At 45.3% G+C, this 22189-nt stretch carries 22 protein-coding genes; 13 read left to right on the top strand and 9 right to left on the bottom strand.

Annotation, left to right across the window (positions count from 1 at the left end):
• Positions 1 to 47 precede the first annotated feature (47 nt).
• Together DPF91_RS05280 and fcrX are read right to left on the bottom strand one after the other, a co-directional pair.
• The gene (locus tag DPF91_RS05280; protein WP_117233397.1) at positions 48 to 668 is read right to left on the bottom strand and encodes a prepilin-type N-terminal cleavage/methylation domain-containing protein; all 621 of its coding nucleotides are present in this window, start codon (positions 666 to 668) and stop codon (positions 48 to 50) included.
• Positions 669 to 719: 51 nt separating this feature from the next.
• Complete coding sequence (fcrX, locus tag DPF91_RS05275) at positions 720 to 1169, bottom strand: ferric iron uptake transcriptional regulator FcrX (RefSeq protein WP_117233396.1); 450 nt, start codon at positions 1167 to 1169, stop codon at positions 720 to 722.
• A gap of 191 nt (positions 1170 to 1360) precedes the next feature.
• Here fcrX and DPF91_RS05270 point away from each other — a divergent pair, with 191 nt between their 5' ends.
• Positions 1361 to 1876 carry a DUF4442 domain-containing protein gene (locus DPF91_RS05270; protein ID WP_117233395.1) on the top strand — a complete coding sequence of 172 codons (516 nt, stop codon included), beginning with the start codon at positions 1361 to 1363 and terminating at the stop codon, positions 1874 to 1876.
• A gap of 71 nt (positions 1877 to 1947) precedes the next feature.
• Here the strand turns inward: DPF91_RS05270 and fldA are convergent, their stop codons facing one another.
• From fldA to DPF91_RS05255, 3 genes are all read right to left on the bottom strand, one after another.
• Positions 1948 to 2481: a flavodoxin FldA gene (gene fldA / locus DPF91_RS05265; RefSeq protein ID WP_117233394.1), complete on the bottom strand. Its 534-nt coding sequence runs from the start codon at positions 2479 to 2481 to the stop codon at positions 1948 to 1950.
• 78 nt (positions 2482 to 2559) lie between these two features.
• Complete coding sequence (locus tag DPF91_RS05260) at positions 2560 to 2781, bottom strand: DUF2788 domain-containing protein (protein WP_117233393.1); 222 nt, start codon at positions 2779 to 2781, stop codon at positions 2560 to 2562.
• A 93-nt stretch (positions 2782 to 2874) separates the two neighbouring features.
• On the bottom strand, positions 2875 to 3678 hold the full coding sequence (locus DPF91_RS05255; protein WP_117233392.1) for an alpha/beta fold hydrolase: 804 nt from the start codon (positions 3676 to 3678) through the stop codon (positions 2875 to 2877).
• A 154-nt stretch (positions 3679 to 3832) separates the two neighbouring features.
• Here DPF91_RS05255 and seqA point away from each other — a divergent pair, with 154 nt between their 5' ends.
• Positions 3833 to 4369 carry a replication initiation negative regulator SeqA gene (gene seqA, locus DPF91_RS05250; protein WP_117233391.1) on the top strand — a complete coding sequence of 179 codons (537 nt, stop codon included), beginning with the start codon at positions 3833 to 3835 and terminating at the stop codon, positions 4367 to 4369.
• A gap of 91 nt (positions 4370 to 4460) precedes the next feature.
• Positions 4461 to 6107, top strand: a complete 1647-nt coding sequence (pgm, locus tag DPF91_RS05245; RefSeq protein ID WP_117233390.1) for a phosphoglucomutase (alpha-D-glucose-1,6-bisphosphate-dependent) — start codon at positions 4461 to 4463, stop codon at positions 6105 to 6107.
• 136 nt (positions 6108 to 6243) lie between these two features.
• Here the strand turns inward: pgm and DPF91_RS05240 are convergent, their stop codons facing one another.
• Positions 6244 to 6993 (bottom strand): DUF1853 family protein, encoded by a 750-nt coding sequence (locus DPF91_RS05240; protein WP_117233389.1) that lies wholly within the window; start codon positions 6991 to 6993, stop codon positions 6244 to 6246.
• A gap of 102 nt (positions 6994 to 7095) precedes the next feature.
• On the opposite strand from DPF91_RS05240, the gene DPF91_RS05235 reads away from it, so the two are divergent.
• Entirely contained in the window at positions 7096 to 7854 is a 759-nt protein-coding gene (locus tag DPF91_RS05235) for a Nif3-like dinuclear metal center hexameric protein (protein WP_117233388.1), read from the top strand.
• 266 nt (positions 7855 to 8120) lie between these two features.
• On the opposite strand, the gene DPF91_RS05230 is transcribed toward DPF91_RS05235, so the two are convergent.
• Entirely contained in the window at positions 8121 to 9410 is a 1290-nt protein-coding gene (locus DPF91_RS05230; RefSeq protein ID WP_117233387.1) for a citrate synthase, read from the bottom strand.
• A 432-nt stretch (positions 9411 to 9842) separates the two neighbouring features.
• Here DPF91_RS05230 and sdhC point away from each other — a divergent pair, with 432 nt between their 5' ends.
• The 8 genes from sdhC to sucD all read left to right on the top strand — a co-directional run bounded on the left by sdhC (position 9843) and on the right by sucD (position 19521).
• The gene (gene sdhC, locus DPF91_RS05225; RefSeq protein WP_117233386.1) at positions 9843 to 10235 is read left to right on the top strand and encodes a succinate dehydrogenase cytochrome b556 subunit; all 393 of its coding nucleotides are present in this window, start codon (positions 9843 to 9845) and stop codon (positions 10233 to 10235) included.
• The gene (gene sdhD / locus DPF91_RS05220) at positions 10229 to 10573 is read left to right on the top strand and encodes a succinate dehydrogenase, hydrophobic membrane anchor protein (protein WP_117233385.1); all 345 of its coding nucleotides are present in this window, start codon (positions 10229 to 10231) and stop codon (positions 10571 to 10573) included. The genes sdhC and sdhD overlap by 7 nt, the downstream gene beginning before the upstream one ends.
• Positions 10574 to 12340, top strand: a complete 1767-nt coding sequence (gene sdhA / locus DPF91_RS05215; protein ID WP_117233384.1) for a succinate dehydrogenase flavoprotein subunit — start codon at positions 10574 to 10576, stop codon at positions 12338 to 12340.
• A gap of 14 nt (positions 12341 to 12354) precedes the next feature.
• On the top strand, positions 12355 to 13065 hold the full coding sequence (locus tag DPF91_RS05210) for a succinate dehydrogenase iron-sulfur subunit (RefSeq protein ID WP_117233383.1): 711 nt from the start codon (positions 12355 to 12357) through the stop codon (positions 13063 to 13065).
• A gap of 103 nt (positions 13066 to 13168) precedes the next feature.
• Positions 13169 to 15994 (top strand): 2-oxoglutarate dehydrogenase E1 component, encoded by a 2826-nt coding sequence (sucA, locus tag DPF91_RS05205; RefSeq protein ID WP_117233382.1) that lies wholly within the window; start codon positions 13169 to 13171, stop codon positions 15992 to 15994.
• A 27-nt stretch (positions 15995 to 16021) separates the two neighbouring features.
• Positions 16022 to 17227, top strand: a complete 1206-nt coding sequence (odhB, locus tag DPF91_RS05200) for a 2-oxoglutarate dehydrogenase complex dihydrolipoyllysine-residue succinyltransferase (RefSeq protein ID WP_117233381.1) — start codon at positions 16022 to 16024, stop codon at positions 17225 to 17227.
• A 255-nt stretch (positions 17228 to 17482) separates the two neighbouring features.
• Entirely contained in the window at positions 17483 to 18649 is a 1167-nt protein-coding gene (sucC, locus tag DPF91_RS05195; protein WP_117233380.1) for an ADP-forming succinate--CoA ligase subunit beta, read from the top strand.
• The gene (sucD, locus tag DPF91_RS05190; RefSeq protein WP_117233379.1) at positions 18649 to 19521 is read left to right on the top strand and encodes a succinate--CoA ligase subunit alpha; all 873 of its coding nucleotides are present in this window, start codon (positions 18649 to 18651) and stop codon (positions 19519 to 19521) included. The genes sucC and sucD overlap by 1 nt, the downstream gene beginning before the upstream one ends.
• A 76-nt stretch (positions 19522 to 19597) precedes the next feature.
• Here sucD and znuB read toward each other — a convergent pair whose 3' ends face one another.
• Together znuB and znuC are read right to left on the bottom strand one after the other, a co-directional pair.
• A complete protein-coding gene (znuB, locus tag DPF91_RS05185) occupies positions 19598 to 20380 on the bottom strand; it encodes a zinc ABC transporter permease subunit ZnuB (protein WP_117233378.1) in 783 nt (260 codons plus the stop codon).
• On the bottom strand, positions 20373 to 21158 hold the full coding sequence (gene znuC / locus DPF91_RS05180; protein WP_117233377.1) for a zinc ABC transporter ATP-binding protein ZnuC: 786 nt from the start codon (positions 21156 to 21158) through the stop codon (positions 20373 to 20375). The genes znuB and znuC overlap by 8 nt, the downstream gene beginning before the upstream one ends.
• 81 nt (positions 21159 to 21239) lie before the next feature.
• Between znuC and znuA the strand changes: the two genes are divergently transcribed.
• Positions 21240 to 22124: a zinc ABC transporter substrate-binding protein ZnuA gene (znuA, locus tag DPF91_RS05175; protein ID WP_117233376.1), complete on the top strand. Its 885-nt coding sequence runs from the start codon at positions 21240 to 21242 to the stop codon at positions 22122 to 22124.
• Positions 22125 to 22189 lie beyond the last annotated feature (65 nt).

The following is a 22189-nucleotide window of genomic DNA, read 5'->3' as shown; positions in this document are numbered from 1 at the left end:
AACGAAAAAACCAGCTCACTTGAGCTGGTTTTTTATTGCGTTTAGCTTTAAACACCGTCTGGTCTAGTGGTTGATACAACACCGTTGCGAGAGTTATACCAAATAATGTAAGGCCAGCTTTCAGGGTTGTTTCCAGCACGTCTTACTGTCGACGCATAATAGCAAACGGCTTTTTGATCGTGGCTAGTTCCATCAGAAGCGGTGAAACTTAAGTTTTTTCTTGCGGCAATAAAGTCAACATTTGCAGCATCATTGATATTAATGGATAGGCTATAGTCTCCATCGACAATTTGGTTCCAAATCTCAATACAGCCCTTTTCATTTTTACCAATTTGGTAGGGATTACTCATCTCACCTTCGCTGTTGCCTTTATCAATCCCTATAGGAAAGCCGATATCGTTCACATCAAGTTTCCCGTCACCATAGCCTTCTAGATCGACTTGAGAAGCTGGTGTCGCGCCATTCACTATCCATTGTTTTTGGGCAAAACTGACAGCGGAACCAAATTGAGCTGCTATGCCATCAATCTGTGCCTGCTGGCTTTGAGTGGTGAGGTTGATGAACCGAGGTAGGGCGATAACACTTAATATCGCGATAACCACAATGACCACGATGAGCTCGATGAGGGTGAAACCCTTGGATAAGCGTATTATTTTTAACTTACTCAATTACTATCCTATAAAGGCAAAAATGCCAGACAGAGTCTGGCATTTTTAACACTATTTAGTCGGTTTGTGCGCGTTTGGGTCATCCTTACACTTACCACCGATGCATTTACCGTAAAGGTAAAGGCTGTGGTTAGTTAGGTGGATGTTGTATCTTTCTGCGATCTCTTTTTGACGCTCTTCAATGACGTTATCAGAGAATTCAATCACCGCACCACAGTCTAGACACACTAAGTGATCGTGGTGGTGTTGAGTTGAGAGTTCAAATACTGATTTACCGCCTTCGAAGTGGTGGCGAGTTACGATACCAGCGTCGTCGAATTGGTTTAGTACGCGGTATACGGTCGCTAGACCAATTTCTTCACCAAGGTCGATGAGCTTCTTATACAGATCTTCGGCACTGATATGTTGGCAATCAGGTTGTTGCAGAACCTCTAAAATTTTAAGTCTTGGAAGGGTAACCTTTAATCCAGCATTCTTAAGTGCTTGGTTGTTATCTGACATATACTTTCCTGTTGATGTTCTGCTTAATTCGCATAGCAATGAAGACATTATAGGTGAGTCTAAGGTAACAATAAACCTCGAAGTTCAGAGGGTTATAACCTATTTGAGCGAAAAGCGTGCTAAATCACTTTAAAAACAGGTTAGACCAGTTACAATTAATTAACATTTTATTGTAAAGGTTGGTATCTAGCGTGAACTCATGGATTGAGAAAATATATTCTCCCCGCATTGTCAGATTTGCCCTCAACTCTTGGCCCCCGTTTTGGGGAGCTGGAATCAAGATAGAGTCGATTAGTGAAGACTTTTGCAGTGTCAAAATTCGTCTCAAACTGCGTTGGTGGAATAAGAATGCCAATCGAACACAATATGGTGGCAGTATATTCTCAATCACAGATCCCATTTACTCTCTAATGCTGATGGGAATCCTCGGTAAGGAGTATTATGTCTGGGATAAAGAGGCGAGTATCAACTTCATTAAACCGGGAAAGACCGAACTATTTGCAAAAATGGAAATCACTCAAAACCAACTTGATGAGATTTTGGCGAGCACCGTTAACGGTGACAAATGTTTCCCTGAGTTTATCATTCACGTGAAAGACGCGGCGGGAGAGGTGGTTTCTGAGGTACACAGAAAGCTGTATGTAAGAAAGAAGCCAGAATACAGGGAGTCTGATCCCATCGGGCCTGCGAGTGAATCGAGTACCTGAGATGAGTGATAGATAAGGCTACAAACTAAAAGACCTCCCAGTGGGAGGTCTTTATGCGTTCGATTACAGAATTAGCCTTCAAGCTCTGCTAGGCACATCTCTTCGTGGATTTGTGCACACCAAGCATTAACGCGTTGTTCAGTCAGCTCAGGTTGACGGTCTTCATCAATGCACAGACCAACAAACTGGCTGTCGTCGCCTTCAACAAGTGCTTTAGATGCTTCGAACTCGTAGCCTTCAGTTGGCGTGTAACCTAGGATTGTACCGCCTTTTGCTTCAACGATATCGCGGATAGTACCCATCGCGTCACAGAAGTATTCAGCGTAATCTTCTTGGTCACCACAACCAAAGATTGCGACTAGCTTAGTAGAGAAATCGATGCCTTCCAGCTCTGGGAAAAAGTCATCCCAGTCACACTGTGCTTCACCGTAGTACCATGTTGGGATACCTAGAAGAAGAAGGTCAAAATTGTCGATGTCTTCTTTGCTGCTCTTTGCGATGTCTTGAACGTGAACCAGTTGCTTACCAAGTTGCTTCTGGATCATTTTTGCAACAGCTTCAGTGTTACCTGTATCACTACCAAAGAAGATGCCTACACTTGCCATAGATTGATTACCTTTCAAATAGTTGTTTTCACTGAACGATTGAATATTCGGGGAACGATTACAGACTCTTAGAGCCCGTTAACCCAGTCCAGTTCCTTCCCAGCTCAGTTGGATTAGACCTTTTGCGATGAAGCCTGCACAGCCGAGAAACAGAACCAACCATACAATTCTACGACCAAAAACCGGAACATTCCCTTGTTTAAGTACATCTTTTATTGCCATACCGATCAGGAAAAAGATCGAGGCAAAGAGTAAATCAAGGCCAATAGATTCCAGTACATTCATGTAGTCGTAAAGCATGATCGTCCTTCATATCAATATAATTTCGGGCACTATAGCATTGTTAATCGCTAAAGTTAATGCATGCTAATCTCAACTTTCAATAACAGTCGATTATCCAAGAAACTTGTTAATCACACGCAAAACTTCTTGTGGCTTTTCTGCGTGTAACCAGTGACCCGTATTAGCAATAATGTGTGCTTTTGAGTTGGGGAATTGTCGCTGAATAGCTGATTGATGATTCGCCATTAAATAATCTGAGTCACCCCCTTTTACAAATAACGTTGCGACATTATTCGCATCACCTTCATCCCAACCAATAATGTCGGCATAGTTCGAGATGAGTGATGGAGTATTGAAACGGAACTGCATATGACTCTCTGCCTTATATAGCGATTTACCAAGGAACTGAGCCACACCTGGTACCTTTAGGTGACTATCGAGTATAGCCATCGCAGCTGCGCGAGATTGAGGAGCTGCCGATTCAGTCTGTTGAATAGCATGAAACACATCATCGTGCCGTCGCACTTGATAATCGACCGGGGCCATATCAAGAACCACCAGTTTTGACGCTTTTTTAGGCTCAATTGAAGCCACCTTCATAGCGACTTTGCCGCCCATCGAATGCCCAACGAAGATGGCGGTCTCAATATTTAAATGTTCCAGTACCTGGATAACATCTTGCGCCATATTGGTATAGCTATGTGAGTCTGAGTGGAATGATTGACCATGGTTACGTAGGTCGACACTTATTACTTGGAAGGTATCTTTGAGCGTTCGAGCTAAGATCCCAAGGTTGTCTAAGCTACCAAATAATCCATGAATGAGGACCAGTGGAGTTCCTTGTCCCTCAACTTTATAGTTGAGTAGTGTATTTGGATCGTTGAGCTGGGGATTTTGACTGATGAATTGAGACATTCGTGTGCCTTCTTTTTTAATTTCGAGTTCAAACCGACCAACTGAAGAACATTAAGCGAGATCCAATCGCGACAATTGGTCTGCAGCCTAGCTTCTATTGGTCAGTTGGGTATATAATCCCACCGAGTTTAAACATTGAGATTGTGAAAAGCGAATGAAAACAATTGAGGTAGATGAAGATCTATACCGCTACATTGCCGGTCAAACACAACATATTGGTGAGAGTGCATCTGATATTTTAAGACGCCTACTGAATGTTGATTCGTCAAGTCAGCCAGTTAAAGCAGCTCCAGTCGCACAACCAGTTGCTCCGAAGGAAGCTGTAGTGACGGTAGAAGAGAAACTAGATAGCGTTAAAGAAATGCGCTCACTGTTAATTTCAGATGAGTTTGCCTCTTTAAAGAAAGCGATTGACCGCTTTATGCTTGTTTTATCTACACTTCATAGTGTTGACCCAACTAGCTTTTCAGAAGCAACTCAAGTTAAAGGTCGTAAGAGAGTTTACTTTGCAGATAATGAGCAAACACTTCTTGCAAATGGTAATACGACCAAACCAAAGGCAATCCCTGGTTCACCGTTTTGGGTTATTACTAATAATAACACCAGCCGTAAACGCCAAATGGTAGAGCAGTTGATGAGCCGAATGAATTTCCAAACGGATCTTATTGAAAAAGTTACGGGTTCAATTTAAAAAACTCTGACTGAAACCTCATAATAGACGAATAAATATCGCTATTATGAGGTTTTTTGTTTTTTGGTAATAATTAAAAGGATGTCACGTCATGGCTATGCACCCTCGTGCTGGGCAAAAAGCTCTACAGGAAGATCTTCATAACATTCCTGCGCTAGTCGCTAACTATTTCTTACTTCAACCGGAACCATCGAATCCAGCTCATAAAGTACTGTTTGGTACTTCTGGACACCGTGGTACGGCTGACAAATCAACATTTAACGAACACCACATTCTTGCTATCGCTCAAGCAACAGCAGAAGTTCGTGCAGAAATGGGTACAACTGGCCCGTTGTTTGTTGGTAAAGATACTCATGCTCTCTCTGAGCCAGCGTTCTCAACTGTTGTAGAAGTATTGGTTGCAAATGGCGTTCAGGTGATTACTCAGCAGGATAACGGTTACACACCAACCCCAGGTGTTTCTCATGCAATCCTAACTCACAACCGAGTAAACGAAGCAAAAGCCGATGGTATTGTTATTACTCCATCGCATAACCCACCCCAAGATGGCGGTATTAAGTACAATCCTCCACACGGTGGCCCTGCTGAAGGTGCGATTACAACTGCTATCGAAAACCGCGCAAATGAAATCATCGCAGCGGGTTTGGTTGATGTGAAGCGCATGCCTCTGGGTGAAGCAAAAGCATCTGAATTGTTCGTAGAAAAAGATCTTGTCGCTCCTTACATTGATGACCTAGTTAATGTTATCGACATGGAAGCGATCCAAAAAGCAGACCTAAAAATCGGCGTTGATCCGCTAGGTGGTTCAGGTATCGATTACTGGCGTCAAATTGCTAAGGCGTACCAGCTGAACCTAACTCTTGTGAGTGAAGCGGTAGATCCATCATTCCAATTTATGTCGTTGGACAAAGATGGCGTAGTTCGTATGGACTGTTCTTCTCCGTATGCGATGGCTGGTCTACTCTCACTGAAAGACGAATATGATCTTGCGTTTGGTAATGACCCAGATTACGACCGCCACGGTATCGTGACGCCGAAAGGCCTGATGAATCCAAACCACTTCCTAGCGGTGTGTATTGACTACCTTTACCGTCATCGCTCTGAGTGGGCGCAAGAAGTCGCAGTAGGTAAGACACTCGTTTCAAGCGCGTTGATTGACCGTGTAGTAGCAGATCTTGGTCGTGAATTATGTGAAGTACCAGTAGGCTTCAAATGGTTTGTAGATGGCCTATACGAAGGTAAATTCGGCTTTGGTGGTGAAGAGAGTGCAGGTGCATCTTTCCTACGTAAAGATGGCACACCTTGGTCTACAGATAAAGATGGCATCATCCTATGTCTACTAGCTGCTGAGATCACAGCGGTTACGGGTAAGAACCCACAAGAGTACTACGAAGAATTGGCTGCGAAGCATGGTGAGTCTCAATACAACCGTATTCAAGCTGTGGCGAACGCTGAGCAGAAAGCCGTACTTTCTAAACTGTCTCCAGAAATGGTGAAGGCAACGACACTGGCTGGTGATGAAATCACAGCACGCCTAACGCACGCTCCAGGTAACGGTGCTGCAATCGGTGGTCTAAAAGTGACAACAGCGAACGGTTGGTTTGCAGCTCGTCCATCTGGTACTGAAGACATCTACAAGATCTACTGTGAAAGCTTCAAAGGTGAAGAGCACCTAAAAGCAATCGAAGCGGAAGCACAAGAGATTGTAAATCAGGTATTTTCTGAAGCGGGTTTGTAAGCTTCAGGACGGACTTTGTCTTCCTTAGATAGCTTGATCGCTTCGCTGTTGGAAAACTAGATATCTAGATTCTTCCCAACAAACGAAATAGGGGATTGGCGTGTAAACGTCAATCCCCTATTTTTTCTCTAGCTCTCTAGCACGGCCACGTATCAACGACAATAAACCAAAACTGACCGCTCTTTGTTTGCGCATGAGTAAAGCGCCCGTTTAGTTCTTCAATTGGGCTATCAAATACGTCCAAACCTGTCGCCCATTGCGGCTTTTCTAACTCATATAATGGCTCTTCGATCTGATGCCATTGGCTTTGATAACACCAATACCCATTGATTTGCGTTTTGTTGAGTGGGAAGCCCAAGCACTCATCAGGGGTTGCTTCATCTGAGAATGGATTGATATACAGACGGCCTTGCATTAACAGCTTTTCTTCAGCTTGATGATAGTCTGGGTGAGACTTAAGGAAGGGGTCGCTACTGCTCATTTTAAGCTGGTGGTGGAGCATCCTATCGAGCTTTTTATCGAGTTGATCATGCGCATTGGGCCCGTACCAAATGCCTTGATGTAGAAGGTAGAACTTAATGGCCACCTCCCAGTGCTGGTATTGTTGGGTCACTCGGTCTTGCACTATGAAATCTATTGCGCCGAGGGTTTGTCCGTTATCGCGATTAAGTTGTAGCTCTTCTAAGGCAATTGAGTATTGATTACTGGTATTAAGGTGATATGAGACGAGGTGTTGGTAGATGAACCCCAACCTAGGATTTCCTTGATATACGGCATGAGTGTAGGGAAGGGATGCCACACCATCAAGTGAACAAAAAGGAGCATTGAGCTCAAAAAGTGAGGGAGTAGTGTGCACCCACTGATAGAAACGTTGTAATTGGTTCATTTGTCGTCGTGTTTCTCCAAATTTAGACTTTCCCCCAATTTCGTCTTTTAACCCTTTATTGCTTGGAATACACTTTGTGCAATAAGGATGAGGAAGTCACCAATGAATAATGTCGAACTAGAAAAGATTTTAAATCAAAAGCTTTCACCACAATTAATCAAAGACTATAGCCCAAACGGCCTACAAGTCGAAGGTAGTGAGCAGATTAAAAAGGTGGTTACGGGAGTTACGGCTTCTCAAGCACTGATCGATCACGCAGTTGAACTCGGTGCCGACGCACTTTTGGTTCATCATGGTTATTTCTGGAAAGGGGAACCGGAACCAATACGAGGTATGAAGGGAAAACGCATCCGTACTCTAATTAAAAACGATGTAAATCTGTATGGTTATCACCTACCTCTCGATATCCACCCGGAACTTGGAAATAATGCGGAATTAGCTCGCCTCCTAGACATCGAAATTGAAGGTGGCCTAGAGGGACACCCACAATCGGTGGCTTTGTTTGGTCGACTGAAGACTCCAATGAGCGGTGCAGAGCTCGCAGAAAAAATCGATTCTGTTTTAAAACGCACACCTCTGCATATCGCTCCTGAGAACGCTGAAAAGATGATTGAAACGGTAGGCTGGTGTACCGGTGGTGGCCAGGACTACATTGAACTTGCAGCGCAGCAAGGGTTAGATGCCTTTATCTCTGGTGAAATCTCAGAGCGCACGACTTACTCTGCGCGCGAGCAAGATATTCATTACTTTGCGGCCGGCCATCATGCTACAGAGCGATACGGTATTAAGGCTCTCGGTGAGTGGCTAGCGAAAGAGCACGGCTTGGATGTCGAGTTTGTGGATATTGATAATCCGGTGTAAGTCGCAGCTTCGATCCTAGATAACTAGTTCGCTTCGCTGCTGGAAAACTAGATATCTAGATTTTTAAACCGTAGATGGAAAAAGGGTTGACGCCTTCGCGTCAACCCTCAAACTTTACTAGCTCTCTAGCTCTCTAGCTCTCTAGCTCTCTAGCTCTCTAGCTCTCTAGCTCTCTAGCTCTCTAGCTCTCTAGCTCTCTAGCTCTCTAGCTCTCTAGCTCTCTAGCTCTCTAGCTCTCTAGCTCTCTAGCTCTCTAGCTCTCTATACTATTCACGCTCGTGAAGAGGTTGGAAGTCACGTTGAACTTCACCTGTGTATAGCTGACGAGGGCGGCCGATACGATTTAGAGGGTCGCTGTGCATTTCGTTCCAGTGAGCGATCCAACCGATGGTACGAGAAATCGCGAAGATTACCGTGAACATCGATACCGGAATACCAATCGCTTTTAGGATGATACCAGAGTAGAAGTCTACGTTCGGGTATAGCTTCTTAGACACGAAGTATTCGTCAGAAAGGGCGATACGCTCAAGCTCCATTGCAACGTCTAGTAATGGATCTTGAATGTTTAGTTCTTTCAGCACTTCGTGGCAAGTTTCACGCATTACTGTCGCACGTGGGTCGTAGTTCTTGTAAACACGGTGACCGAAGCCCATTAGACGGAATGGGTCTTCTTTGTCTTTCGCACGCTCAATGTACTCTGGGATGTTGTCGACAGAGCCAATTTCTTCCAGCATCTTCAAACATGCTTCGTTTGCACCACCGTGTGCTGGGCCCCATAGAGAGGCAATACCAGCAGCGATACACGCGAATGGGTTAGCGCCAGAAGAACCAGCTAGACGTACTGTTGACGTTGAAGCGTTTTGCTCGTGATCAGCGTGTAGTGTGAAGATCTTATCCATTGCTCGAGCTACAACAGGGTTTACTTCGTATTCTTCACATGGGTTAGCAAACATCATGTGTAGGTAGTTTTCTGCGTAGCCTAGGTCATTACGTGGATAAATAAATGGCTGACCGATTGAGTACTTGTAAGACATTGCTGCCAGCGTTGGCATTTTTGACAGTAGACGATAAGCCGCTATCTCGCGGTGCGTATCGTTATTGATGTCCAAAGAATCGTGGTAGAAGGCCGCTAGAGCGCCGACAACACCACACATAACTGCCATTGGGTGTGCATCACGACGGAAGCCGTGGAAGAAGCTCGCAAGTTGTTCGTGAACCATAGTGTGTCGAGTCACGGTTTCACGGAAGTCTTCGTATTCTTTGCGAGTTGGTGCGTTCCCGTAAAGCAGGATGTAACAAACTTCTAGGTAATCTGCGTTGTTAGCAAGTTGATCGATTGGGAAGCCACGATGAAGAAGGATACCTTTATCACCATCAATATAAGTAATTTGGGATTCACAAGATGCAGTGGCAAGAAAACCAGGGTCGAAAGTAAAGTAACCATTTGCACCTAACTTACGAACGTCAATCACAGGTGTGCCAAGGGCACCTTCCATAATTGGCAGCTCGATAGGCGCGATACCTTCAACGTGTAGGGTCGCTTTCTTATCCGCCATAACAATCTCCTTTGTTTATTATTTAATCCATCCAGGATGTTTTGTGCCCCAGATTTTTACTGCTCTTGCAGGTCAAAGTCAATTATTCTGCATTTTTGTGTGCACTTGTTTGTATTTTTAATATAAATATCGTTAAAAATCTGTTCTATGTAGCAGTTTTTGTTATGCCAATTGTATTAACTTGTTACGAGTCGTATAGTGGCGACGAGATTTGGGGCTAAAACCTTATAAAATCAAGGCTAAAAACAGTAGTGAGGTTGTTTAACTTGTCTTGTTGTTAACAAGTATTTTACATTTAACTCTTTGGTATTGAGTTTGGTTTGTTAAATTAATGTTAACTTTTGAGCGTTTCAGTCTAGAAATCGTACATAACAAAAGTTAGTAAAGCATAAAGTTCATCAAAAAATAATAAATGCTCAATTATGGAGCTGAGTGAGCAAGCCCGTGAAAGAAAGAAAGTCTAGACCAGTCAATCTTGATTTACAGACCATTCACTTTCCAATTTCTGCAATCGCATCGATATTGCACCGTATCTCCGGTGTTATCACGTTTGTTGCAATTGGAATTCTGCTTTGGTTGCTATCAATTTCCCTCTCATCCCCTGTCGGCTTTATGGAAGCCGCTGATATCGTCGATAGCTTTATCGTTAAGTTTATCTTATGGGGCATTTTAACTGCTTTGGCCTACCACATTGCCGGTGGTATCCGTCATCTCTTGATGGACTTGGGACATTTTGAAGAGCTTGAATCTGGTGCACAGAGCGCCAAGGTTGCCTTCATTGCAACAGCGGTACTTTCAGTATTGGCGGGGATCTTGGTATGGTAAAACACGTATCTTCTTTTGGTCGAAACGGTGTCCATGATTTCTTATTGATCCGTTCGACTGCAATCATCATGACGTTATACACCCTGTATCTACTGGGTTTCGTCGTATTCACCGATATTAACTACGCATCTTGGACCCAGTTCTTTGGTGGCGTTTTCACTAAGTCCTTCACAATGTTAGCGCTTGCGAGCGTGCTGATTCATGCGTGGATCGGTCTATGGCAGGTACTTACTGACTACATCAAATGCACAAAACTACGAGGTGGCCTACAGCTTGGTGTTGTAGCGATTCTTCTGGGTTATTTCTTCTCTGGTCTGTTTATTTTGTGGGGTGCGTAAGTGACTATTCCTGTTCGTGAGTTTGATGCCGTAGTAATCGGCGCAGGTGGTGCTGGTATGCGTGCAGCACTACAAATTTCTGAGCAAGGCCTGTCTTGTGCTTTGCTGTCTAAAGTATTTCCAACCCGTTCGCACACTGTATCTGCACAAGGTGGTATTACCGTTGCTCTTGGTAATTCACACAAAGATAACTGGCAGTGGCACATGTATGACACAGTAAAAGGCTCTGATTATATTGGTGACCAGAATGCCATTGAGTATATGTGTAAAAACGGCCCTAAATCGGTTATCGAACTAGAGAAAATGGGTCTGCCATTCTCACGTTTCGATAACGGCACTATCTACCAACGTCCATTTGGTGGTCAGTCGAAAGAGTTTGGTGGTGAGCAGGCTGCTCGTACTGCGGCCGCGGCAGACCGTACTGGTCACGCGCTGCTTCATACGCTTTATCAACAAAATATTAAGCATAAAACAACGATCTTCTCTGAGTGGTATGCACTTGACCTAGTTAAGAACCAAGACGGCGCGATTCTAGGCTGTACGGCTATCTGCATGGAAACGGGAGAGATGTGTTACTTCAAGTCGAAGGCAACTATTCTTGCAACGGGTGGTGCAGGTCGTATCTATGCTTCTACAACAAATGCACACATCAACACTGGTGATGGTGTTGGCATGGCATTGCGCGCAGGCGTACCAATGCAAGACATGGAAATGTGGCAATTCCACCCAACGGGTATTGCAGGTGCGGGGGTACTTGTTACTGAGGGTTGTCGAGGTGAGGGCGGTTACCTTCTTAACAAAGACGGTGAGCGCTTTATGGAGCGTTACGCTCCAAACGCGAAGGACCTTGCTGGTCGTGACGTGGTTGCTCGTTCAATGATGATCGAAATCCGTGAAGGTCGTGGCTGTGATGGCCCATGGGGTCCACACATCAAGCTTAAGATGGACCATCTTGGTAAAGAAGTACTTGAGTCTCGCTTACCTGGTATTTGTGAATTGTCTCGAACATTCGCACACGTCGACCCAGTGAAAGAGCCGATCCCTGTTATACCTACGTGTCACTACATGATGGGTGGTGTTCCAACACAAGTATCTGGTCAAGCTATCAAGCAAGATGCATCAGGTAACGACGTTGAAGTTCAAGGTCTGTACGCATGTGGTGAGATCGCTTCAGTATCCGTACACGGCGCGAACCGTCTCGGTGGTAACTCGCTGCTTGACCTTGTGGTATTTGGTCGTGCGACTGGTCTTCACCTTGGCGAAACATTGGCTGCGCAGGCTGAAGCCCGTCCAGCAACTGAGTCAGATATTGAAGCGTCGCTTGCTCGTACTATGCGTTGGGAAAACAGCACGGGTGGTGAAGATCCAGCCGTCATCCGTAAAGACCTACAAAAATGCATGCAAAACAGCTTCTCAGTATTCCGTGAAGGTGATGCAATGGCAACGGGTCTAGAAGAGCTGAAAGTTATTCGTGAACGCCTAGCCGATGCGCACCTTGCTGATAAGTCCAGTGAGTTCAATACACAACGTATTGAGTGTCTAGAGCTGGATAACTTGATGGAAACCGCTTACTCAACGGCTGTAGCGGCTAACTACCGTACCGAAAGCCGCGGTGCACATGCTCGATTCGATTTCCCTGAGCGTGATGATGAGAAGTGGTTATGCCACTCAATCTACAACCCAGAGTCTGAGCAAATGAGTAAGCGTGACGTGAACATGACTCCTGTTCACCGTGAAGCTTTCCCACCTAAAGCTCGTACTTACTAAGGGAGGTGTAGGCTATGAAACTGAATTTTTCTTTATACAGATACAACCCTGATGTAGACGCTAAGCCATACATGAAGCAGTACACCCTAGAGGTTGAAGAAGGCTCAGACATGATGGTTCTGGATGCGCTCATTCTTTTGAAAGAGCAAGATCCATCAATCTCGTTCCGCCGCTCATGCCGTGAAGGTGTATGTGGCTCTGATGGTTTAAACATGAATGGCAAAAACGGCCTAGCATGTATCACTCCGCTTTCTGCACTAGAAGGCAATGAAATTGTAATACGACCGCTACCTGGCCTGCCTGTTGTCCGAGACCTGATTGTTGATATGACTCAGTTCTACGACAACTATGCGAAAGTGAAGCCATTCTTGATTTCAGACGGCAACTTACCGCCTTCTCGCGAGAACCTTCAGGCACCAGAAGAGCGTGCTCATTTGGATGGTCTGTACGAGTGCATTATGTGTGCATGTTGTACAACATCGTGTCCTTCGTTCTGGTGGAATCCAGACAAATTTATTGGCCCAGCAGGCTTGTTGGCCGCTTACCGTTGGTTAATTGATAGCCGCGATAGCGCAACAGATGAACGCTTATCCGATCTTGATGATGCATTTAGCGTTTTTCGTTGCCACGGCATCATGAATTGTGTAAGTGTTTGTCCTAAGGGACTAAATCCGACAAAAGCCATTGGTCACATCAAGACGATGTTGGTTAATCGTTCGGTATAAAACATTGAAAATTGCCGGTGTTCAGCACTAGGAGTGTGGGCATCGGCTACTACAGTTCGGCTTAAGCCGAAGTGGGATAACAAACAACTGGTTAAGGGAAAATATGCACAACGGCGTGATGAAGGCATGGCTCGAGTCTTCACACTTGGCTGGCGCCAATGCAACATACGTAGAGGAAATCTACGAACAGTATCTAAGTGACCCGGATCTAGTAAGTGACGAATGGAAAGAGGTGTTCGATGCTCTTCCATCGCAACAGGATGCAGCAGAACAGCCGCACTCCCGTGTTCGTGACTACTTCAGACGTCTCGCTAAAGAAACGAAGCATTACAGTGTCCAAGTTAGTGATCCAGATGTCGATGCAAAACAAGTAAAAGTTCTACAGCTCATCAATGCCTATCGATTCCGAGGGCATCAAGCAGCAAATCTTGACCCTCTAGGTTTATGGATGCGACCTGAAGTCGCGGAACTAGACCCAGAGTTCCACACTCTTACGCAAGATGACCTCAACGAATCGTTTAACGTAGGTTCTTTCGCTATTGGTCAAGAGACCATGGTACTGAAAGACCTCGTTAAGGCTCTTAAAAAAACCTACTGCGGTTCAATTGGTGCTGAATACATGCACATGACAAACACAGAGCAAAAGCGCTGGATTCAACAGCGTCTTGAATCTGTGGTTGGTCAGCCCTCCTTTGGACTTGAAGAGAAGCGAACATTCCTTGATGAACTCACCGCAGCGGAAGGCCTTGAGCGCTACTTAGGCGCAAAATTCCCTGGTGCGAAGCGCTTCTCTCTGGAAGGTGGTGATGCTCTAATTCCAATGACTAAAGAGCTTATTCGCCACGCGGGTGGCTCGGGTATGCGTGAAGTTGTCATCGGTATGGCGCACCGTGGCCGCCTTAACATGTTGGTTAACGTGTTAGGTAAGAAGCCACAAGACCTCTTCGATGAGTTCGCAGGTAAGCATGATGAAACATGGGGGACAGGCGATGTTAAGTACCACCAAGGTTTTTCTGCGGACTTCGCAACTCCGGGTGGTAACAATGTTCACTTGGCACTAGCGTTCAACCCTTCTCACCTTGAGATTGTGAACCCAGTAGTGATTGGTTCTGTTCGTGCTCGTCAGGATCGCTTGGGTGATAAAAACGGTGACACAGTACTGCCAATTACTGTTCATGGTGACTCTGCGATTGCGGGTCAGGGTGTTGTTCAAGAAACATTTAACATGTCTCAAGCGCGTGGCTTCCGTGTTGGTGGTACGGTTCGAATTGTAGTCAACAACCAAGTTGGTTTCACGACATCGAACCCTAAAGATACCCGTTCAACCATGTACTGTACGGATATCGCTAAGATGGTACAGGCGCCGATTTTCCACGTGAACGCAGACGATCCTGAAGCGGTGGCATTTGTTGCTCGTCTTGCTCTGGATTACCGTAATACCTTCAAGCGTGATGTTGTTATCGATTTGGTTTGTTACCGTCGCCACGGTCACAATGAAGCCGATGAGCCGAATGCAACTCAGCCTCTGATGTACCAAAAAATCAAGAAGCACCCAACGCCTCGTAAGCTTTATGCCGATGTGCTTATTGATCGCGGTGAGTTTGATATCGAAACCGCGACTCAGTTAGTTAACGAATATCGTGATGCGCTTGACCATGGTGAAGTCGTCGTTAAAGAGTGGCGCCCAATGGCATTGCACTCGGTTGACTGGTCTCCGTACCTAGGTCACGACTGGAATATCGAGTGGGATAGCAAATACGAACTTGAGCGTTTAAAAGAACTCGGTAACAAGCTTTGCCAATACCCGGACAGCCACAAACTGCAAAGTCGCGTTAACAAGCTTTATAACGACCGTACCGCAATGATGTCTGGTGAGAAGGCAATCGACTGGGGTATGGCAGAAACGCTTGCATACGCAACGCTAGTGGATGACGGTAAACGCATTCGCATCTCTGGCCAGGATTCTGGGCGTGGTACTTTCTTCCACCGCCATTCCGTTCTACACAACCAAAATGATGCGAGTACATACGTTCCGCTACAGAACATTCATGACAAGCAAGGTCCTTTCCAGGTCTTCGACTCTGTTCTTTCTGAAGAAGCAGTACTGGCATTTGAATACGGCTACGCAACAGCTGAACCAAGTGGTTTGACACTCTGGGAAGCGCAGTTTGGTGACTTTGCTAACGGTGCGCAGGTCGTGATTGACCAATTCATTTCGTCTGGTGAGCAAAAGTGGGCGCGTCTATGCGGCATTACAATGCTATTACCACACGGTTATGAAGGGCAGGGTCCAGAGCACTCATCCGCTCGCTTAGAGCGCTACTTGCAGCTATGTGCGGAACAAAACATGCAGGTTGTCGTGCCATCGACGCCAGCGCAGGTCTATCACATGCTTCGTCGTCAAGTTGTACGCCCAATGCGCCGCCCGCTGATTGTGATGTCACCTAAATCGCTTCTACGTCACCCGCTATGTACTTCAACACTTGAGGAGTTAGCTGAGGGGACGTTCCAAGCTGCAATTCCAGAGATTGATGACTTGGCAGCCGATAAGGTGAAACGCGTTGTGTTCTGTTCGGGTAAGGTCTACTACGACTTACTTGAAGAGCGTCGCAAACAAGAACAAGACGATGTTGCCATTGTTCGTATTGAGCAGCTTTATCCGTTCCCTCTGGAAGAAGTGAAAGCCGCTATTTCTCAATACAGCAACGTTGAAGATTATGTTTGGTGTCAAGAAGAGCCACAGAACCAAGGTGCTTGGTACTCTAGTCAACATAACTTCCGCGCGGCAATTCCTCGAGGTGCCGACTTGAAATACGCTGGTCGTCCAGCTTCAGCATCTCCAGCGGTAGGCTATATGTCTGTCCACTTGAAACAACAAAAAGCATTGATCGAAGACGCGTTAACTCTCTCTGAAAACGTTTCTGATTAAGAACTAGAAGTATAAGGAAGATAGAAAATGACAATTGAAATTCTGGTTCCAGATTTACCTGAATCAGTAGCTGATGCCACTGTTGCAACTTGGCATAAACAACCAGGTGACGCAGTTGAGCGTGATGAGGTACTGGTTGACATTGAAACCGATAAAGTAGTTCTAGAAGTACCTGCTCCAGAAGCAGGTGTACTGGAAGCGATTATCGAAGAAGAAGGTGCTACGGTACTTTCTAAGCAACTTATTGCGAAACTTAAGCCTGGTGCAGTTGCTGGTGAACCAACAACGGATACCACCGAGTCTAAAGAAGCGTCTCCTGATAAGCGTCACACAGCGTCTTTATCTGAAGAGTCGAACGATGCACTGAGTCCAGCTGTACGTCGACTTCTAGCAGAGCACGGTCTAGAGCCATCACAGGTTAAAGGTACGGGTGTTGGTGGTCGTATTACTCGCGAAGATGTTGACGCGCACCTAGCGAAAGCAAAAGAAGCGCCGAAAGCGGAAGCTCCAGTAGCAGAGGCTCCAGCAACGGCTCGTAGCCAAAAACGTGTTCCAATGACTCGCCTACGTAAGACAGTTGCAAATCGTCTTCTTGAAGCGAAAAACAACACGGCAATGTTGACTACGTTTAACGAAGTGAACATGAAACCAATCATGGATCTTCGTAAGCAGTACAAAGACCAGTTTGAAGAGCGTCATGGTACCCGCCTTGGCTTCATGTCTTTCTACGTAAAAGCAGTAACTGAAGCGCTGAAGCGCTACCCAGAAGTAAACGCATCAATCGATGGTGATGATATCGTTTATCACAACTACTTCGATATCAGCATGGCGGTTTCAACCCCACGTGGCCTTGTCACTCCTGTACTGAAAGACTGTGACACTCTCGGCTTTGCTGATATCGAGAAGGGCATTAAAGAGTTAGCCATTAAAGGCCGTGACGGCAAGCTAACGGTTGATGAACTAATGGGTGGTAACTTCACTATCACTAACGGTGGTGTGTTTGGCTCACTAATGTCTACGCCTATCATCAACCCACCTCAATCTGCAATTCTTGGTATGCATAAGATTCAAGAGCGTCCAATGGCGGTTGACGGTAAGGTTGAAATCCTTCCAATGATGTACCTCGCACTCTCTTACGACCACCGTCTAATCGATGGCCGTGAGTCAGTAGGTTTCCTAGTAACAATTAAAGAGCTACTAGAAGACCCAGCGCGTCTCTTATTAGACGTTTAATATCGCTAAAACGTCTAGCTGCCTCTGGTAGCTAGACGTTCTTAGCACCCCAAGGCTAGACTAGCTCAACATGTTTGGCCTTCACTTGAATCGTAAATAGTTCATTTTACGATTGAATTGAGAAGACCCTACAGGCGCGACAAGCAGCCAAATACCATGAGTATAGAGCTGTAGCGTTATGGAAATAATAAATCTCGGAAGACAAGAGCTGAACGCTATGAACCTTACTGAGAATAAACCAAATGGAATAACAAAATGAATTTGCATGAATATCAAGCCAAACAGCTGTTTGCAGAATTCGGTTTACCTGTGCCAGAAGGCTACGCTTGTGATACCCCACAAGAAGCGTTCGAAGCAGCGGGTCGTATTAGTACAGCCAAGAAAGTCGTAAAATGTCAGGTTCACGCTGGTGGCCGTGGTAAAGCGGGCGGTGTAGAACTGCATGACACAAAAGATGGCGTTAAAGAGTTCGCGCAAAAATGGCTTGGTAAGAACCTAGTGACTTACCAAACAGACGCAAATGGTCAGCCTGTTACAAAAATCCTAGTTGAAGAAGCATCAAACATTGCTAACGAACTTTATCTAGGTGCGGTTGTCGACCGCGCATCTCGTAAGATTGTTTTCATGGCATCAACAGAAGGTGGTGTGGAAATCGAGAAGGTTGCGGAAGAGACACCTGAACTTATTCACAAAGCTGCGATTGATCCGTTGGTAGGTCCACAGTCTTACCAAGGTCGTGAGCTAGCGTTCAAGCTTGGTCTTGAAGGCGATCAAATCAAACAGTTTGTTAAGATCTTTATGGGTCTTGGTACTATGTTCTCTCAATATGATCTAGCGCTTCTAGAAATTAACCCACTAGTGATTACTGGTGAGGGCAACCTTCTATGTCTAGATGGTAAGATCAATATCGACTCGAACGCGCTATATCGTCAGCCTAAGCTACGTGAAATGCACGATCCATCACAAGAAGATGAGCGCGAAGCACACGCAGCACAGTGGGAACTGAACTACGTAGCACTAGACGGTAACGTTGGCTGTATGGTTAACGGTGCAGGTCTAGCAATGGGTACGATGGATATCGTTAACCTACACGGCGGCAAACCAGCAAACTTCCTTGATGTAGGCGGTGGCGCAACGAAAGAGCGCGTCGCTGAAGCATTCAAGATCATCCTATCTGATGACAATGTTAGCGCAGTACTAGTAAACATCTTCGGTGGCATCGTACGTTGTGACATGATCGCTGAAGGTATTATCGGTGCGGTTAAAGAAGTAGGTGTAACAGTTCCTGTAGTTGTTCGTCTAGAAGGTACTAACGCAGACCTAGGTCGTGAAGTACTTGCTAATTCTGATGTTGATATCATTGCAGCTGAATCTCTAACAGATGCTGCTCAGAAAGTTGTTGCTGCTGCGGAGGCGAAATAATGTCTGTACTAATTAACAAAGACACTAAAGTAATCTGTCAGGGTTTCACTGGCGGTCAAGGTACATTCCACTCAGAGCAAGCTATCGCATACGGTACACAAATGGTTGGTGGTGTATCTCCAGGTAAAGGTGGTCAAACTCACCTTGGTCTTCCTGTGTTCAACACAGTGCGTGAAGCAGTAGAAGCGACTGGTGCAACAGCGACAGTAATCTACGTACCAGCACCTTTCTGCAAAGATGCAATCCTTGAAGCGATCGATGCAGGTATCGAGTTGATCGTTACGATCACTGAAGGTATCCCAACGACAGATATGATCGACGTTAAAGTGAAGCTAGAAGAAACTGGCGTTCGCATGATCGGTCCTAACTGTCCGGGTGTTATTACGCCTGATGAGTGTAAGATCGGTATCATGCCTGGCCACATCCACAAGAAAGGTAAAGTGGGTATCGTTTCTCGCTCAGGTACACTAACGTACGAAGCGGTTAAGCAAACAACAGATGAAGGCTTCGGTCAATCAACGTGTGTTGGTATCGGTGGTGACCCTATCCCAGGTTCAAACTTCATCGACATCCTGAAGCTATTCCAAGAAGACCCTGAAACAGAAGCAATCGTTATGATTGGTGAAATCGGTGGTACAGCGGAAGAAGAAGCAGCAGCTTACATCAAAGAGAATGTAACCAAGCCAGTCGTTTCTTACATTGCTGGTGTGACTGCTCCTCCGGGTAAACGTATGGGTCACGCAGGTGCAATCATCTCTGGTGGTAAAGGTACAGCGGAAGACAAATTCCAAGCTCTAGAAGCAGCTGGCGTTAAGACTGTGAAATCTCTAGCGGAGATTGGTCAGGGTCTACGTGAAGTAACGGGCTGGTAAAAGACCGACTTATGAATGCAAAGGCCAGAGTTGATAACCACAACTCTGGCCTTTTTTGTACTTCTAACTTGTCAAATCAACGTTGTTTGATTGGCTGAGAAAGTAAGAAAATAGCGGTAGCACTGATAACCACAGAAGGACCTGCGGGTGTATCAAAGTGCCACGATAAGGCGAGGCCTAAACAAACAGCGATACCACCAATCAGTGAAGCAATCCAAGCCATGTTCTCTGGTGTGGATGCAAACTTTCGTGCGGTTGCGGCAGGAATAATGAGTAGCGAGGTAATAATCAATGCACCTACGAACTTCATTCCAATAGCGATAACGACACCAACCAGCAGCATCACTACTAAGCGCATCAACTCAACATTAACCCCTTCGATTGAGGCTAGTTCTTCATTCACTGTGCTAGAGATCAACGGACGCCAAAAATAAACCAGTACGGTCAGTACAAAAGCGACGCCAACAAAAACATAAGTCAGATCTTCTGGAGTGATAGCAAGCAAGTCTCCAAAAAGATAGCTCATCAGATCGACACGAACATTGTCTAAAAAGCTCACAGCGACTAACCCCAAAGATAAGGCACTGTGAGCGAGAATACCGAGCAACGTATCTGTTGATACTAATTGTTTTCGCTGTAACAAAACTAAGCCGATAGCCAGTGCAATACAGCAAATCACTAGGGCGAAGTAGATATTAATCTCGAGTAAAAAGCCCAAAGCTAAACCCATCAGCGCAGCATGTGCCAAGGTGTCTCCAAAATAGGCCATCTTTCTCCAAACAACGAATGAGCCAAGTGGTCCAGCAATAATGGAGATACCTAGGCCAGCAAGAAGAGAAGGGAGAAGAAACTCAATCATGTTTATGTCCGTGCGAATGATGTTTGCAGTTGTCTGCTGTGCCTTGAACGGGATCACCCGCTAAATCGTGATGGTGATGCAGATGTTGGTGATGATAAAAAGCTAAGCTTTCATGAGTAGCCTTACCAAACAATGCGATGTAAGAAGGGTGCTGAGTAATCTCCTGGGGGGCGCCTGAACAACATACATGGTGATTTAAACATACAACATCATCAGTTTTTGCCATGACTAGGTGCAGATCATGAGAAACCAGCAGCACGCCACAGTTAAATCGATGACGAAGAGAATCAATGAGCTCATAAAGATCGATTTGACCCTGAACATCCACACCTTGAGCAGGCTCATCAAGAACGAGTAGGTTTGGTCGACGAAGTAGGGCTCGTGCAAGCAACACGCGTTGAGTTTCACCACCAGAAAGAGTATGCATATTGGCATCAATCAAGTGCTCAGCACCCACCAAGGTTAATGCATCATGTCGTTCTTGCTTACTATATTTCCCTGCTAATTTTAGAAAACGCATGACATCCAATGGCAAGGTATCATTAAGTCTTAACTTTTGTGGCACATAACCAATAGTTAGGTTGGGTTGACGAGTAATCTGACCTTCTGCTCTTTTCTCAAGATCTAAGATAACCTTTACCAGTGTGGACTTACCTGCACCGTTAGGGCCAATTAAGGTGGTAATTTTATTGGTGCTCAATGTGAGAGAGACATTATCAAGAACTCTTCTATGATCAAACACGATAGAGATGTTCTTCAATTCAATTAATGCCGACATGAATAGGACTCATTTGCAACTTACTATTGTTATAATGTAACATTTGTTTTTAGACAAAACCATTACTAAGCCAGGGAAAATATGCGCAACATCATTACATTAGGCCTATCATTGCTTGTTTCAAGCCAGGCTTTGGCCCTTGAGGTCGTTACCAGTATTAAACCGATTCAACTCATAGCAAATGAGATTACCGGCGACATTACCAAACCAAAGTCGATAGTTTCGACGAATGCGTCACCACATGATTATGCGCTCAAGCCATCCGATCTGAAAGCGCTTCAGAGTGCAGATCTCGTCGTTTGGTTTGGACACGGACTTGAACCTTTCTTAGAGAGCGCAGTAAAGCAGTCGAAGAATGTATTGCAGATAGATCAAATTGAGGGTTTAGAATTACGTGACTTCGACGGTGATTCTCACAAAGACCATCATGGTCACGATCACGGCAGCGTTGACCCTCATTTTTGGCTTGGGCCTGACCAAGTCGCTATAGTGAGCGAGAATATCGCATCACAGCTTAGTGATATCGACCCACAAAACGAGGCTAAATACCAAGCTAATCTGGCTGCATTTTTGCAAAGCTTAGAAAAAGAAACCAAACAGATCGCCGTGCGTCTTCAACCTGTTTCAAATAAGCAATATTACGTATTTCACGATGCTTATGGGTACTTCGAAGATGAGTTCGGCTTAACACCTAAAGGTCACTTTACTGTGAGTCCAGAGCGTAAGCCAGGTGCAAAGACACTGATTAAGATTCGTACTGCTTTACGCAATGAAGATATTGCATGCGTATTTAGCGAACCCCAATACACGCCAGCTGTGGTCGATTCAGTCATGCGTGGTAGCAAGGCACAAAGAGGTGTACTTGATCCGTTGGCTATTGATATAGCGGTTGAACAGGGCGGTTATGTTGCATTCTTGAACCAGCTAGCGACAAGCTATGAAGAGTGTTTGACGGTGAAAAACTAATCCACGTTAACGGTTTAGCGCATCAGAGTTAGCGATAATCGACGAGTTACGTTACATTATTATCG

Source organism: Vibrio maerlii (genome assembly GCF_003415655.1).
In the GTDB taxonomy this organism is placed as follows: Bacteria; Pseudomonadota; Gammaproteobacteria; order Enterobacterales; family Vibrionaceae; genus Vibrio; species Vibrio maerlii.
This window is presented reverse-complemented; position numbering and strand designations above follow the sequence as displayed.